A 13790-nucleotide genomic window follows, 5' to 3' on the forward strand; every position below is an offset into this window, starting at 1 on the left:
GACACAGACCAAGGTTGGCACAGTTGGATCGACAACGGCGGGCCGAGGTCCCGCCGGTAGTTTGCGCCTTCTGGTCAAGCCGCCTGGTCAGCGACTAGCGTAGGCGCCCATGGGACGAGAGCGGGCCGCAACGCAAGGCCCGTCCGTGGATACACCGGACGGTTTCGGCGTCGCCGTCGTGCGCGAAGAGGGCCAGTGGCGGTGTTCCGTGATGGCCCCCAATTCGCTGACGAGTCTGGCCGCCGCCGAAACAGAGCTGCGTGAACTACGAAGTGCGGGAGCGGTCTTTGGGCTGCTCGACATCGACGACGAGTTCTTCGTCATCGTGCGCCCCGCACCGTCGGGAACCCGGCTGCTGCTGTCGGATGCGACGGCGGCATTGGACTACGACATCGCCGCCGAAGTTCTGGACAGCCTGGATGCCGACATCGATCCGGAGGACCTCGAGGACTCGGAGCCGTTCGAGGAAGGCGACCTGGGTTTGTTGTCCGATATCGGGCTGCCCGAGGCGGTGCTGGGCGTCATCCTCGATGAGTCCGACCTCTACGCCGACGAGCAATTGGGCCGCATCGCCCGCGAGATGGGCTTTGCCGACCAGCTGTCGGCGGTGATCGACCGCTTGGGTCGGTGAACGCAAGCGCGGCCGTGGCGATCGCAAGCGCGGCGGAGCCGGGCGCAGCGGGTCGCCGCCGTCAGACTGGGTCGGTGAAAGCTGACGAAGATCTGATCCGGTCTGCGCTGGCGGTCGCCGCGACGGCGGGCCCCCGCGACGTGCCGATCGGTGCGGTGATTGTCGCCGCCGATGGAACCGAACTCGCCCGCGCGGTGAATGCCCGTGAGGCACTGGGCGATCCGACCGCGCATGCCGAAGTTTTGGCGATCCGCGCGGCGGCAACGGTGCTCGGCGACGGGTGGCGGCTGGAGGGAGCCACGCTGGCGGTCACCGTCGAGCCCTGCACGATGTGCGCGGGCGCCCTGGTCCTGGCGCGGGTCGCGCGGCTGGTGTTCGGCGCGTGGGAACCCAAAACCGGTGCGGTCGGATCGCTGTGGGATGTCGTCCGCGACCGTCGGCTCAATCACCGCCCCGAGGTACGCGGCGGTGTGCTCGCAGGCGAGTGCGCCGCGCCGCTGGAGGAGTTCTTCGCTCGCCAGCGATTGGGGTGAGCGGGTGCCGGTTGGGTAAGCTGCTCGGCGGTGGCGTGTCCGAGCGGCCTAAGGAGCACGCCTCGAAAGCGTGTGACGGCTAAAACCGTCCGAGGGTTCAAATCCCTCCGCCACCGCCACAATTGCCGGCGAGAAATCGCAGGCAGTTGCCCTTGCCGGGGAGCTTCGCCGGCTGCTGCGGCCACATGCCGCGTCGATGACACCCATTGGCCCCGACTTTCTCGTCGATTCGACGTATTCGGAACTGGCGATCCTTTACTGTGATCCAACTCACTTAGCTGCGCGCTGCGGCGTGGTCCGGGGGCCAAGTGAGGCCGTGGAGGAGTGCAGGAATGAAGTGGCTGGCGACCTGGTGGGGACAGGCCGACCATTTCGACTGGTTGACAGGATATTTGCAAGCCCACGGACTGGGGGCTAACACCCGCAGGCTGCTGGCCGGGGTGGCCGCGTCGCTGATTCTGGTGCCGGCCAACGTGTGGTTCGGTCCCGAATTGGGGTATCGGCCGCTGGCGCTGCTGTATTCCGTCGTGGCTGCCGCGGTCGGACTGGGCTGCGCGGTTCGCTGGTTGCGCGGCTGGCCGACCCGGCGTCAGTCCCTTTTCTTCATCCTGGCCGGCGGCGCACTTATCGGCGTCGGTTGCTTGTTTCAGCCCCAGCCGCTCGTCGGCCTGATGGCATGCTCGGCGCTCTCGGTGACCGGCGGCTACCTGGCGTTCTTCCACACCGCCAAATACATGACGCTGAACTTTTCGATAGCTGGCGCACTGGGCGCCTGGGAAGCGGTGCGGCTGGCCGCGACCGGGCAAGTGATCCTGGCCTTCACCGGCTATTTCCTGGTCCTGGAACTCAACCTGGTCGTCCCGTTAGCTATTCAGATCGTCGTGCGCGCGCTCGGGCTGGACCTGTTGCGCGCCAACTGCGACCCGCTGACCGGCCTGCTGAATCGCCGCGCGTGCGATCGGGCCATCGTGGGTCGGATGCTCGTCGGCTCCCCCCAGATGTTCTTGGTGGTGGCCATCCTCGATCTGGACCGCTTCAAAAAGCTCAACGACACCCACGGACATGCCGCCGGCGATCAAGCGCTGGTCGCGGTTGCCAGTGCTTTGAACGTTGCCGGCGGCGACACCGCTGTAGTCGGTCGCGTCGGCGGCGAGGAATTCTTGGTCGCCGACATCGTGACCGCCGAACAGAAGTCCGGGTGGGGTCGACACCTCTGCGATGCGATAGCCGCGACCAGCGCGCCGGTCACCGCGAGCGTCGGAATCGCCACCCTGGCGTTGCGCAGCATCGCCTCCGAACATGCCCACCCCGCGTTTCGCCGATTGGTCGCCGACGCCGACGAAGCGATGTATGAAGCTAAACGGTGCGGAGGCAACCAGACTCGCCACCGCGAGGTCGCCGTCTGAGCCGAGGGCTTCCCACCTAGTTCTCCGAGGCAGGCTGAAAATCCCAACCCGGTGAGGCAGTCCAGCCCGGATCCGCGGGGTCGTCGGCGGCGAACACGCCGGCGCGGAATTAGGCAGCGGCCGGCTCGGATAGGTCAGCGTTGGCAAGCGCGAGCGACGCGGCGGCCGCGACTCTCACCAGCATCACCGGCGTCGCACGGAATTGTCGACGCCAAGAGTCGAAGGCAGCTTGCATTCTTCATTTGTGCGCTTCACTGCTAGTCGCAGGCTGAGCGAGTGTTATCGATCGGGTGTGAGCGGTGGACGGATTTCCACCTGCTTGGAATGACCCGAAAAGCCTTGTGTGCTGGGAGGAGAACCGAAAATGACGATGTATGGCGCCCGGTTTCATGCGTCTGCCTTTTGACCGGCTGGGTATGGTTCGACGATGACGCCGAGCGGCGCAGCGCGAGAGCGGCGGGATGCGCCGGCCATCCGAGCCGACGAGTCCGACGGCAACCGTGGACGCCCGCGCGACCTGCAGCGCCGGGCGGCGGTCATCGCCGCCACCCGAGAACTGTTGATCGCCAACGGCTACGACGACATCACCCTGGCCGGCGTCGCGCGTCAAGCCGAGGTGTCGCGCCCCTTCGTCTACGAACACTGGGGCAGCAAGTTCGCGCTGGTTGAGGACGCCATCTTTTCCGTCCCCAGCGAATATCCCGCGATCGACGAGCTCCCCTTCGCCGACGCGCTGACCAGCCTGATCACCGGGATGGTCCGCGTCCAATCGGATCCCGCCTACCTGGCCGGCATGCCGGGAGTCGCAACGGTGCTCTACAGCCGGCCCGACTTGGTCGAACAGGTCGAAGCGCGCTACATGGCCCCGATCCGGGCGCTGTGGGTCCGGCTGATCGAACGCGGAAAGGACGAGGGCCTGGTCCGGTCCGACGTTGACGGCAGTGCGCTGATGGACACCATGCGCGGTGCTGTCACGCTGCACACTTCGGTGAACAAGGCGCTGGGCGAGGCCGAGCTGATCGCACACCTGAGGTCGTTGGTCATCCACGGCATCAGCGGCAAGAACTAATTTCCTTACATTGTGTAAAGTAATGCGCTGCGGAGGAGGACTGCCCGAAGGGGGCGCTCGATGGAATCCATTGTGACTCGGAAAGGTAACTGAGTATGGCGAATTCCCTGTGTGAGCGCCTCGGCATCGAATTCCCACTTTTCGCTTTTTCCCATTGCCGCGACGTCGTCGCGGAGGTCAGTAAGGCCGGGGGATACGGCGTGCTGGGGGCGCTGGCCTACGACGCCGAGCGCCTCGAAGTCGAGTTGTCCTGGATCGACGAGCATGTCGCTGGCCGACCGTACGGCGTGGACTTCGCGATGCCGGAGAAGTTCGTCGGTAAGGGCGAGCCCTACAGCCTCGAAGCGTTGCGCAAGCTCATTCCAGCCAGTCACACCGAACACCTGGAGAAGGTGCTGGCTAATCACGGTGTGCCGCCGCTACCGGAGGACGGCGAGCGACGGGTGATAGCCGCGGGCCTCGGGGTCGAGGCGGAAGGCCCGGGCCAGGTCGAGGTCGCGCTTCGCCACCCGGTGTCGATGATCGTCAATGCGCTCGGCCCGCCACCGGCATACGCTATCGAGGCCGCGCACGAAAAGGGAGTCCTGGTAGGCGCATTGAGCGGTTCGCCGCGGCACGCCCGGCGCAATGTCGACGCGGGAGTAGACGTGATCATCGCCCAGGGCGGCGAGGCCGGGGGACATACCGGCGAGATCGCCACGATGGTGCTGGTGCCCGCGGTCGTGGATGAGGTCGGACCCAACATCCCGGTACTGGCTGCCGGGGGCATCGGCAACGGCCGGCAGATGGCCGCCGCGATGGCCCTTGGCGCACAAGGCGCTTGGACGGGATCGCTGTGGCTGACCGTTGCCGAGGCATCGACGGAACCGTGGGTGGTCGAGAACCTGCTGAAGGCCGGGTACTCCGACACGGTGCGTTCGCGCGCGATGACCGGCAAACCTGCCCGGCAGATCCGCACCGAATGGACCGAGGCCTGGGAAGGACCCGATAATCCCGAGCCACTGCCAATGCCGTTGCAGGGCATCGTGTATGCGGATGCATCCGCGCGGTTCATGCGGGCGCGGTCGAGCGCGTTGTCGGGCTCTCCGGCGGGGCAGATCGTCGGGTCGATCAACAGGGTGCGACGCTCGCGAGAGGTGGTTCTCGACATCGTCGAGGAATGGCTGAGCACCGTGCGGCGTCTGGCAGAAGACAGCTGAGGAGGAATCGCTGTGGTCAACGACGACGTTCGGGACATCGACACCGGCGTACCCATGACGCGGTTCGCCCGCGGCTGGCACTGCATCGGCCTAGCAGACGACTTCCGCGACGGAAAGCCGCACGCCATTAACGCATTCGATACTCGCCTGGTGGTCTTCGCCGACTCCGACGGCGCAGTGCACGTCCTCGATGCGTACTGCCGGCACATGGGCGGCGACCTTTCACAAGGTACGATCAAGGGCGATTCGGTGGCATGCCCGTTTCACGACTGGCGCTGGCAGGGCTCGACCGGGCGCTGCTCGCTGGTGCCCTATGCCAAGCGCACGCCCAAACTGGCCCGCACCCGGCGTTGGCCGACCGGGGAGGTCAACGGCCAACTGCTCGTCTGGCACGACCCCGAGGGTTCGACGCCCGCCCCCGAGATCTTCCCGCCGACAATCGACGGGTACGCCGAAGGGCAATGGTCGCCGTGGTCGTGGAACTCGATCCTCATCGAGGGGTCGCACTGCCGCGAGATCGTCGACAACAACGTGGACATGGCCCACTTCTTCTACATCCACCACGCGTACCCGACCTTTTTCAAGAACATCATCGAAGGCCACACGGCGACTCAGCTCATGGAGTCAAAGGCCCGCCCCGATACGACGGCGAACTACGAGAAGCTTTGGGAGGGGACGAAGCTGCGGTCCGAGGCGACGTATTTCGGCCCCGCCTACATGATCAACTGGCTGCACAACGACGTGGCGCCGGACTTCACGATCGAGGTGGCGCTGATCAACTGCCACTATCCGGTCACTCACGACTCGTTCGTGCTGCAATGGGGCGTGGCCGTTCAGGAACTCCCCGGCATGCCGGCGGCCAACGCGGCCAAGCTCGCCGCTGCCATGAGCCGATCTTTCGGCGAGGGCTTTCTCGACGACGTCGAGATCTGGAAGCACAAGACGCGCATCGAGAACCCGTTGCTCACCGAGGAGGACGGCGCGGTGTATCAACACCGGCGCTGGTACGAGCAGTTCTATGTCGACGCCGCCGACGTCACCGCGGAGATGACCGACCGGTTCGAAGCCGAGGTGGACACCAACCACGCCAACAAGTTTTGGCAGCGCGAGGTCGCCGAGAACCTCGCGTCGACTACCCAGAAATAACGCTCTCCTCCCACAGTGGGAGGAAATTTCTCCTGGCCGAATCCCGGTATTCGCCACATGCTGGGTGGGATGACATCGAAGACTGTCTTGCGGGTTGCAATCACGGGAGGTACTCGCGGCATAGGTCTCGCCATAGCCGAGGCATGTGTGCGGGCTGGGATGACGGTGGCGATCGGCGCCCGCAATGGTGCTCAAAGTGACCAGTTAGCAAGGCAATTGGGCGATCGCGCAGTCGGGTTCGCACTCGATGTGCGCGACAGCGACCAGTTCGACGCCTTCTTAACCCGCGCCGAGGAACACATCGGTCCGCTCGACGCACTCATCAACAATGCGGGAATACTGCATACCGGCAAGTTCGTCGACGAAGACCCCGCCGACACCCAGCGATCACTCGATATCAACCTGAACGGAGTGATGATCGGAACCCGGCTGGCCCTGCGGCGTTTCCTGCCCCGCCGGCAGGGTCACATCGTGAACATGGCTTCGGCCGGCGGAGAAATCGCCCTGGCGGGCGAGGCAACCTATGCCGCCAGTAAGCATGCGGTGGTCGGGTTCACCCGTTCGATCCGCGCCGAAACGCGTGGCACCGGTGTCCGCACAACGATTGCGTTGCCCGGATTCACCGACACCGACATGTGCACGGGACTCGAGATGCGGCGGGGAATGCGCTTGGTAAGCCCCGATGTGGTTGCCGACGCGATCGTCGGTGCGCTTCGCACGGGAAAAGAAGAGCTGTACGTTCCTCGGGAGTTAGGCGCGATTGCCAAAGCCATTGCGGGGACACCACCGTGGATAGCCGACCGGGTGAAGCGCGCCTTCGGACTCGACCAAATTATCTTGCACGCCGACGCGAGTGCGCGTCGCGGCTATCTCCGCAGTGTCAAGCAGCCGTCCTGATCGGCTAGCCGAACCCGCCTGGTCCGGAAACGTGAGGTCAACCGATGCGGTGCGGACAATCCGTCCGTGATCGCGGAAGTCATCCGGATCGGACCGCCGCCCGTAAGATCGCTAGGCAAATAGGAGAGATTCCTTCAGCAGACAATGTGGTGGCCCTGCTGACGAACGAAATGCTAAATGTTTGATCTGCCAACGATATTGACCGACTCCCGATTGACCGGGCCTAGCCCACTCCGGCGATCAGCCCCCGAGCCGCCTGTAATTCGGTAGGCCGATAGGGCCGTCCATCGGGCAGCAGCAGGTCGTGGAACCACAGCTTCGGCGGTGCCGGATACGGGTGATTCCATGAGTCCCAAGGGAAGTAGGTCTGGGTTTTCCCGGCTACCAATCCCCAGTTGAATGCACCGACGTTGTGCCGCTTGGCAATTGGCAGGATCGTTTCGATGGTGCTGCCTTGGGACCGGGCCATATACTCGGTGCACAGGATGGGACGCCCCATTGGAGCCAATTCGTTGATCTTCGACTCGAACTCGGCCGGTTTCCCGTAGTTGTGGAAGGTGATCACGTCGGCGTTGTCGAGCTGGATGGCACTGATCGCGCTACGGCTACCCGGATCTCCCCACGACCCTTGCCACACACCGCTCGTCAATGGCTGGGCGGGATCAACCGAACGCGCCCACCGGAACACCTGCGGCAGCAGGTCGGCCACCCGCTGCAGCTTGTCCGCGCGCTCGACCTTGCGGTATTCCTTCGCGGGATTGTCGGGTTCGTTCCACAGGTCCCAACCCAAAACCCGGTCGTCGTTGCGGAACTGACTCAACACACCGGTGACGTAGTCCTGCATGACCGGGACGTAACGGGGGTCGCCGAGGCGCTCAGCACCCGGACCCTGCACCCAGCCGGAGTTGTGCACGCCCGGTACCGGCGCGTGCTGCGGGCCGACCTTGGGGAAAGGGTCCCAGCACGAGTCGAACAGCACGAAGAGCGGCTTGATGCCGTGGCGCGACGCGATTCCGACGAATTGGCTCAGACGGCTTTGGAAGCCCTGGCGGTCGCTGGCCCACAACTGATCGTGGAGGAAGACGCGCATGGTGTTGAACCCGAGCGTGCGGGCCACACCCAGTTCGCCGTCGATGCGTTGCGGGTCAAACGTTCCCGGCTGAAACATCTCCAGCTGATTGATGGCGGTGGACGGGATGTAGTTCGCGCCGACAAGCCAGCCCTGCGCTTGGTACCAGGTCTTGGCGCGGTCCGCCGACCACCGGCCTGCCTCGGCAGAAGCACGCGGAATGTGGGCCAGCGCCGCGCCCGCTGCCAGCATGACTGGCAACTTCAGGGCCGTTCGGCGGTTCACGTAGTGACACTAGATTTCCCTTGTCCCGCAGGAGGTTCGACGCGCCGATCGCAATGATTTGAGGTTAGGAATTGTGACCTGATCGTGATCTGGTGCTAGCGCAGCTTACGGCCGTAGTTGTCTTTCACGCTGCCGGTGAACATCATGATCGCATCGACAATCGCCCACACGGCGCTGCCGATCAGAACCGGCAATGCGATAAAGCAGAACAGGCTGAGGACGAGTCCCACGAGGCCGAGTATCAGCTGTGCGACCGCAATCTGGGTCGAGTCGATGTAGAAGCGGCCGATGCCGAAAAGACCAAAGAAGAGCTGCAACAGCCCCGCGGTGGTACCGGACTTGTCCGACAGTGGAACACCCGTCGCCGGATCGCGACCGAACGGCGCTTGGGGATCGACCCCCGGATACCGGGAATAGCCGGGATACGGCTGCGGATAGCCGGGCGACGGGTAGCCCGGCTGTGGCGGCAGATAGCCGGGTTGCTGTGGGTATCCCGGATATCCCGAGGGCGATGGCATCGGCGGGCCTTGGGGCGGCACGTAACCGGGCGGCTGCCAGCCCTCGGGCGGCGGGCCGACGGGGAATCCGGGTGGGTTGGGTATCGACATTGCTACGAGTTAACCCTGCCGGGGCCGGTGCGTCCATTCGTTATGCACCTAGCGCGGACATCTGGCGAGCAACCAGCCGACATAGCCATATTCATGTAGACACAAATAATTGCCTATTGCTACTATCGCATCCGACATTGTTTTGCTGATCCGGGGAGTGTGCCGGTGCGGTCCATGTCCTTCGACCCGGCGGTGGCCGTCATCGGTAGCCAGATCGTCGGCAGCGCGATGCAGGCACTTCAGACCGGCGCAGCGGCGGAGCCGGCGGTGGCCGCGCTCGCTCCCGCCGGTGCCGAAGAGGTCTCGGCGCTGGCGGCAGCGGCGTTCGTGGCGGAGGCCACCCAAATGCTGGCCTTCCTCACCGCGGCGCACACGGAACTGGCGCGGACGGGCAACGCGCTGGTCGAGATCGCCCGAATCTACGCCGAGACCGACGGGGCCGCGGCCCGCCGCCTGAACGAGCTCCGCCCTGCGGTCGGCTACCGGATAGCCGGATAACCGCGGCGGGACGGCAAATTCGGCGGGGCGAGTCGGTGACGCCTCTTCTAACTTTCACGTCGGCGGCGTGATACTTACGAGATGTCCGATCGCAACGTGCTCGGCGGCCCGCTGCAGCCGTGCGGCACCGAGCCACTCACCGGTTACTACCGCGACGGCTGTTGCTCGAGCGGACCCGAGGACGCCGGCCGACACACCATCTGTGCGGTGATGACCGCCGAGTTCCTCGAACATCAGCGGTCCATCGGCAACGACTTGCTGACGCCGGTGCCCGAGTACCGGTTTCCGGGTCTGCTGCCCGGCGATCGTTGGTGTGTCACCGCCCTGAATTGGCTTCGGGCGCATCGCGACGGCTGTGCCGCGCCGGTGGTGCTGGCCAGCACCCATGAACGCACGCTGGAGGTCGTGCCCCTCGAGGCGCTGATGGAACACCAGGTCGACGTTCCCGACGACCTGGCTAACTTGTAGGGCTCGCGAGCCGCGGTTCGATCCGCCGCGCCGCGGCACACACTTTCTCGCTGAGGCGTGTCACGTCGGCCGCGGTGAGTTCGGCGAAGGGCGCGGCGCTGATGGACATCGCGACCACGCCGTCATCGTCGAAGATCGGGGCGGAAATGGTGGCGACGCTGTGCGTATCGCTTTCGTCGAGTTCGGAGTCCAGCACGTCGATCACCGTGAGGTCGGCGAACGCCCGGGCCAGGCGAGCGGTTATCGCGTCGGGCTCCCCGTCTCCGCGCAGCGCGCGCAGTGCGGTATACACCTGACGGTATTCACGGCCGAGCCGTTCGACGGTGTATCCGCGGTCCCGAATCTCGCTGAGCACCGCGGTGATTCGCCGATATAGCGGGGTCGACGGCTTGCCGATGCCCGCCAGCCAGGCGCGCTGCGCGCTGGCCGGACTCCAGGCAATGTAGTCGCGGCCGAATGGCGCGACCAGGGGCATGCGCAATCCGCGGTCGATGCGCATCCCGGAAGCGGATTCGCCGGCACTGTCGACCACGACGATGGCATTGCCCTCGCGGTGCGCCAGAAATGCTTGTGCCGCCGTCGATTCGGCGAGCTGCCGCACGATTCCATGAAAGACCCGGTCGTCCGCCGGCCGCGTCAACGACGCAATGCCCGGCCCCCAGGAGTAGGCGGCTGTCGCGACGTCACGCACCACCCAGTGATGGGCGGTCAGCGTCGTCAGGATGGCGTGCCCGGTGGCGCGGCTGATGCCCAGCTCGCGGGTGATCTCCGCAAGTGAAAACGCTCGGGCGGGCTGGGACCCGAGCAGCCGCATGACCGCGACCACGCGCTCGGTCGGTGGGGAAGTGGGTTGACGATGCGTCGGTCCCGCGTCTACCGTCCGTATCATATGTCGAATGATACGTCGAATATTCGACACATGGTCGAGGAGGGCGGTCGCATGGGCTCTGCGGGCCCCGACATCGCTGACATCGATTTCGACGACCTGACCTCGCCGCAGCTGACCGATGTGCAGCGGCAGATCCTGGAATTCACCGAGGCCAAACAGATCGTTCTCGACGTCGACGGAATGCTCGCGGAGGCCGTCGAGCAAGCGGGCGCCGACGACCTGGACGACACCGACGGTTTCGGTGACCGGCTGACCGCGCACGTCGCCGCGATCGAAGCCGACGACGGCTTGCGTCAGCTCACTCGCTCGACCCTGCGGCAGCGAGTCGTTCGTCTGCTGCGAAACCGGTTGTCGCTCACCGACCTCGTCAAGCGTTATCCCGAGATCGAGTCGATCCCGATCGAGCAGCCGTTCATCGTCGTCGGGATGCCGCGCTCCGGCACCACCCATCGGGTGAATCTCATTGCCGCGGACCCGCGCCGGCGCGCGTTGCCGTATTGGGAGAGCCAGGAGCCGATCCCCGCACGCGGCGAGGGCCCCGACATCTTCGGGATCGACCCGCGGTATGCGCGCGCCAAGTCCGAACACGACGCCCTGATGGTCAGCGCTCCCGTGGTGGCCGCCATGCACGACCGGTTCCCTGAGGCGATCGAGGAGGAGGTCGAGCTCCTCGATCTCGACCTGGCCGGCTACGTCCTGGAATGGCATGCCCGCGTTCCGGATTGGCGCGACTGTTACCTCGCGCTCGATCAAACACGGCACTACGCGTACCTGAAGAAGGTGTTGCAGGCGCTGACCTTTCTGCGCGGACCGCGGACCTGGATCCTCAAGAGTCCTCAGCACTGCGAGCAGCTCGGCCCGCTGATGGCGACCTTTCCCGACGCGACGGTCGCTTTCACGCACCGCGACCCCGTCGCGGTGGTGCAGTCGGCGATCACGATGATGGCCTACTCCGATCGGCTGCGCCGCACGAGCATCGAGCCGGGTTGGCTTCTCGACTACTGGACCGATCGCGTGCACCGACTGCTCAGCGCCTGTGTCCGCGACCGCGACCTGGTACCACCCGAGCATAGCCTCGACCTGAACTTCCACCAGCTCAACGGCAACGAACTGCCATTGCTCGACGAGCTCTACCGGCGCGGTGGCGTCGAATTGACACCCAAGGTGCGCAAGCGATTCCAGCGCTACCTGGACGGCAATCCGCGCGGTAAGCACGGGCGCATCCGCTACGACTTGCAACGGCACTTCGGGGTCACGGCCGATGAACTGCGCGGGCGGTTCGACTTCTACTTCGACCGGTTCGACGTCCGACCGGAATGAGGAGCATCGATGAGTGCCCACGGCTTTGAGCCGGTGTACCGCAGCAGGCCGGGCGCCGACGGCCTGCGGCCGGCGGCTGCCGAACGCGCCGAGCAGATCGCCCCGGGCCTGTGGTGCTCGCCGGGCCTGTCGAACGCGTACCTGCTAACCACCAACGACGGACGGGTGATCGTCAACACCGGCATGGGTTTCGAGGGGCCGGTACATCGGGCCAACTTCGATGCAGTCGACTCCGCGCCGGTACGCTATATCATCTTCACCCAGGGCCACGTCGACCACGTCGGCGGCTTGGACAGCGTTCGCGACGCCGAAACAACCGTTGTCGCCCAAGCGAACTGGACGCAGTGGCGAGACGACAACGAACGCCTCATCCGGTACCGCGCCAATCGCAGCGCGTTCGCCATCTCCGACACTCTGGCCGCCGGGATCCAAGCCATCCAACGCCGCCTCGGCACGAAGCGGATGCCCGCCCAGAGCGTCCCCACCGTCGACGTGGCCTTCGAAGAGACGCTTACCCTCGAGGTCGGCGGCCGGCGCCTGGAGCTGATCGCCGTCCCCGGCGGGGAGACCACCGACTCGTTGGTGATCTGGTTGCCCAACGAACGAATCTGTCTGTGCGGGAATACCTTTGGTCCGATCTTCGGACACATTCCCAACCTTGTTACGATGCGCGGCGACCGCTACCGTGATGCCCTGACCGCGATCGCGTCGATCGAACGGGTGCGCGAGCTGGCGCCCGAGCTGCTGGTGACCGGCCACTTCGAACCGATCGCGGGCAGTGAGCGCATCCACCACGAACTGACCCGGCTGCGCGACGCCGTCGAGTACATCCACGACCAGACCGTGGCCGGGATGAACGCCGGAAAAGATGTGCAGACCCTGATGCGCGAGATCGTCCTGCCCGCGGAATACGAAGTGGGGCAAGGCTATGGAAAGGTTTCCTGGGATGTGCGGGCGGTGTGGGAGAACTACTCGGGCTGGTTCCACCACCGGTCGACCACCGAGCTGTATCCCGTCGGGTTCGACGCCGTCGGCATTGACGTGGTCGAACTGGCCGGCGCCGATGCGCTCGTCGGCCGAGCCAGGGCACACCTCGCCCAGAACCATCCCTTGCACGCCATCCACCTGGCCGAGCTGGTCACCATCGCGCAACCCGATCATCCGGGGGCGCGCGAAGTGCTCCGGGAAGCCCATGAAAGTCTGCTCGACGGCACCACCAACTTCTGGGAAAGGGCCTGGCTCTCGCGGCAGATAGCGGCTAACTCGTGACGGAATGGACATCGCCATGACATTTGTGTTGCAGCCCGAGGACTTCTACCACACCGGGATCGTGGTGCCCGACCTCGAAGCCGCGATGGCCCGCCTCACCGCGTTGGCCGGTTACCGGTGGATAACCCCGCTCAGCTATACGTTGCCGTTTCGGACCATGGCCGGGGTTCGCGACCTGACCTCGACGATCGTCTACTCCGTGCAAAGCCCACATCTCGAACTGCTCCAGGAGGTTCCGGGCACGCCGTGGACCGCGGCGCCCGGTAACTCCGTGCACCACGTCGGCTATTTCACCGATAACCTCGCCGAGACCGCGCGCGCGTTGGAGGCCAACGGCTTCACCTTCGAAATGACCGGAGAAATACCGGACTCCGAGTTTGGGATGTTCGCCTACTACGTCGACGCGTTCGGCACGCGCGTCGAGATCGTCGATCGGGCCTTGTTCCCCGACTTCGCCGCGTTCGTGAAGTCCATCGCCGCCCCGGGACCCGACGGAGCCTGAC

General features: G+C 65.3%; 15 protein-coding genes and 1 tRNA gene. 13 read left to right on the forward strand and 3 right to left on the reverse strand.

The window, feature by feature from the left end; translation table 11 throughout:
- The first annotated feature begins 109 nt into the window (after positions 1-109).
- The 8 genes from G6N54_RS19930 to G6N54_RS19965 all read left to right on the forward strand — a co-directional run bounded on the left by G6N54_RS19930 (position 110) and on the right by G6N54_RS19965 (position 6881).
- Positions 110-631: a tRNA adenosine deaminase-associated protein gene (locus G6N54_RS19930; protein WP_163791572.1), complete on the forward strand. Its 522-nt coding sequence runs from the start codon at positions 110-112 to the stop codon at positions 629-631.
- Between the two features lie 74 nt (positions 632-705).
- Positions 706-1164 carry a nucleoside deaminase gene (locus G6N54_RS19935; protein WP_163791573.1) on the forward strand — a complete coding sequence of 153 codons (459 nt, stop codon included), beginning with the start codon at positions 706-708 and terminating at the stop codon, positions 1162-1164.
- Positions 1165-1193: 29 nt separating this feature from the next.
- Positions 1194-1283, forward strand: a tRNA-Ser gene (locus G6N54_RS19940).
- 213 nt (positions 1284-1496) lie between these two features.
- Positions 1497-2570 (forward strand): GGDEF domain-containing protein, encoded by a 1074-nt coding sequence (locus G6N54_RS19945; RefSeq protein ID WP_163791574.1) that lies wholly within the window; start codon positions 1497-1499, stop codon positions 2568-2570.
- A 427-nt stretch (positions 2571-2997) separates the two neighbouring features.
- Entirely contained in the window at positions 2998-3639 is a 642-nt protein-coding gene (locus G6N54_RS19950; RefSeq protein ID WP_163791575.1) for a TetR/AcrR family transcriptional regulator, read from the forward strand.
- A 95-nt stretch (positions 3640-3734) separates the two neighbouring features.
- A complete protein-coding gene (locus G6N54_RS19955) occupies positions 3735-4838 on the forward strand; it encodes a nitronate monooxygenase (RefSeq protein WP_163791576.1) in 1104 nt (367 codons plus the stop codon).
- Between the two features lie 54 nt (positions 4839-4892).
- The gene (locus G6N54_RS19960; protein ID WP_170313095.1) at positions 4893-5984 is read left to right on the forward strand and encodes a Rieske 2Fe-2S domain-containing protein; all 1092 of its coding nucleotides are present in this window, start codon (positions 4893-4895) and stop codon (positions 5982-5984) included.
- Between the two features lie 69 nt (positions 5985-6053).
- Positions 6054-6881, forward strand: coding sequence for an SDR family NAD(P)-dependent oxidoreductase (locus G6N54_RS19965; RefSeq protein ID WP_163791578.1), 828 nt, complete (start codon positions 6054-6056; stop codon positions 6879-6881).
- A 223-nt stretch (positions 6882-7104) separates the two neighbouring features.
- Here the strand turns inward: G6N54_RS19965 and G6N54_RS19970 are convergent, their stop codons facing one another.
- Both G6N54_RS19970 and G6N54_RS19975 read right to left on the reverse strand, forming a co-directional pair.
- Positions 7105-8235, reverse strand: coding sequence for a cellulase family glycosylhydrolase (locus G6N54_RS19970; protein ID WP_163791579.1), 1131 nt, complete (start codon positions 8233-8235; stop codon positions 7105-7107).
- Positions 8236-8330: 95 nt separating this feature from the next.
- A complete protein-coding gene (locus tag G6N54_RS19975; protein ID WP_163791580.1) occupies positions 8331-8843 on the reverse strand; it encodes a TM2 domain-containing protein in 513 nt (170 codons plus the stop codon).
- 174 nt (positions 8844-9017) lie between these two features.
- Between G6N54_RS19975 and G6N54_RS19980 the strand changes: the two genes are divergently transcribed.
- Together G6N54_RS19980 and G6N54_RS19985 are read left to right on the forward strand one after the other, a co-directional pair.
- A complete protein-coding gene (locus tag G6N54_RS19980) occupies positions 9018-9341 on the forward strand; it encodes a PE domain-containing protein (RefSeq protein ID WP_232073805.1) in 324 nt (107 codons plus the stop codon).
- An 81-nt stretch (positions 9342-9422) separates the two neighbouring features.
- Positions 9423-9809 carry a DUF2237 family protein gene (locus tag G6N54_RS19985; RefSeq protein ID WP_163791582.1) on the forward strand — a complete coding sequence of 129 codons (387 nt, stop codon included), beginning with the start codon at positions 9423-9425 and terminating at the stop codon, positions 9807-9809.
- Here the strand turns inward: G6N54_RS19985 and G6N54_RS19990 are convergent.
- On the reverse strand, positions 9799-10698 hold the full coding sequence (locus tag G6N54_RS19990) for an IclR family transcriptional regulator (RefSeq protein ID WP_163791583.1): 900 nt from the start codon (positions 10696-10698) through the stop codon (positions 9799-9801). The two genes, G6N54_RS19985 and G6N54_RS19990, sit on opposite strands and share 11 nt — an antisense overlap.
- A gap of 51 nt (positions 10699-10749) precedes the next feature.
- On the opposite strand from G6N54_RS19990, the gene G6N54_RS19995 reads away from it, so the two are divergent.
- The 3 genes from G6N54_RS19995 to G6N54_RS20005 are packed head-to-tail and all read left to right on the forward strand — an operon-like array spanning position 10750 to position 13789.
- A complete protein-coding gene (locus G6N54_RS19995; protein WP_163791584.1) occupies positions 10750-12018 on the forward strand; it encodes a sulfotransferase family protein in 1269 nt (422 codons plus the stop codon).
- Positions 12019-12027: 9 nt separating this feature from the next.
- Positions 12028-13287 carry an MBL fold metallo-hydrolase gene (locus tag G6N54_RS20000; protein WP_163791585.1) on the forward strand — a complete coding sequence of 420 codons (1260 nt, stop codon included), beginning with the start codon at positions 12028-12030 and terminating at the stop codon, positions 13285-13287.
- A 16-nt stretch (positions 13288-13303) separates the two neighbouring features.
- A complete protein-coding gene (locus tag G6N54_RS20005) occupies positions 13304-13789 on the forward strand; it encodes a VOC family protein (protein WP_163791586.1) in 486 nt (161 codons plus the stop codon).
- The last annotated feature ends 1 nt before the right edge of the window (position 13790 follow it).

The organism is Mycobacterium stomatepiae (genome assembly GCF_010731715.1).
Lineage (GTDB): Bacteria > Actinomycetota > Actinomycetes > Mycobacteriales > Mycobacteriaceae > Mycobacterium > Mycobacterium stomatepiae.

What these genes read in the sequence shown, in the direction of transcription:
- G6N54_RS19945 (WP_163791574.1), top strand. Translation starts at nt 1,497, where the DNA reads ATGAAGTGGCTGGCGACCTGGTGGGGACAGGCCGACCATTTCGACTGG.
- G6N54_RS19995 (WP_163791584.1), top strand. Translation starts at nt 10,750, where the DNA reads ATGGGCTCTGCGGGCCCCGACATCGCTGACATCGATTTCGACGACCTG.
- G6N54_RS19960 (WP_170313095.1), top strand. Translation starts at nt 4,893, where the DNA reads ATGACGCGGTTCGCCCGCGGCTGGCACTGCATCGGCCTAGCAGACGAC.
- G6N54_RS19930 (WP_163791572.1), top strand. Translation starts at nt 110, where the DNA reads ATGGGACGAGAGCGGGCCGCAACGCAAGGCCCGTCCGTGGATACACCG.
- G6N54_RS19985 (WP_163791582.1), top strand. Translation starts at nt 9,423, where the DNA reads ATGTCCGATCGCAACGTGCTCGGCGGCCCGCTGCAGCCGTGCGGCACC.
- G6N54_RS19990 (WP_163791583.1), bottom strand. Translation starts at nt 10,698, where the DNA reads ATGATACGGACGGTAGACGCGGGACCGACGCATCGTCAACCCACTTCC.
- G6N54_RS20005 (WP_163791586.1), top strand. Translation starts at nt 13,304, where the DNA reads ATGACATTTGTGTTGCAGCCCGAGGACTTCTACCACACCGGGATCGTG.
- G6N54_RS19980 (WP_232073805.1), top strand. Translation starts at nt 9,018, where the DNA reads ATGTCCTTCGACCCGGCGGTGGCCGTCATCGGTAGCCAGATCGTCGGC.
- G6N54_RS20000 (WP_163791585.1), top strand. Translation starts at nt 12,028, where the DNA reads ATGAGTGCCCACGGCTTTGAGCCGGTGTACCGCAGCAGGCCGGGCGCC.
- G6N54_RS19965 (WP_163791578.1), top strand. Translation starts at nt 6,054, where the DNA reads ATGACATCGAAGACTGTCTTGCGGGTTGCAATCACGGGAGGTACTCGC.
- G6N54_RS19975 (WP_163791580.1), bottom strand. Translation starts at nt 8,843, where the DNA reads ATGTCGATACCCAACCCACCCGGATTCCCCGTCGGCCCGCCGCCCGAG.
- G6N54_RS19955 (WP_163791576.1), top strand. Translation starts at nt 3,735, where the DNA reads ATGGCGAATTCCCTGTGTGAGCGCCTCGGCATCGAATTCCCACTTTTC.
- G6N54_RS19950 (WP_163791575.1), top strand. Translation starts at nt 2,998, where the DNA reads ATGACGCCGAGCGGCGCAGCGCGAGAGCGGCGGGATGCGCCGGCCATC.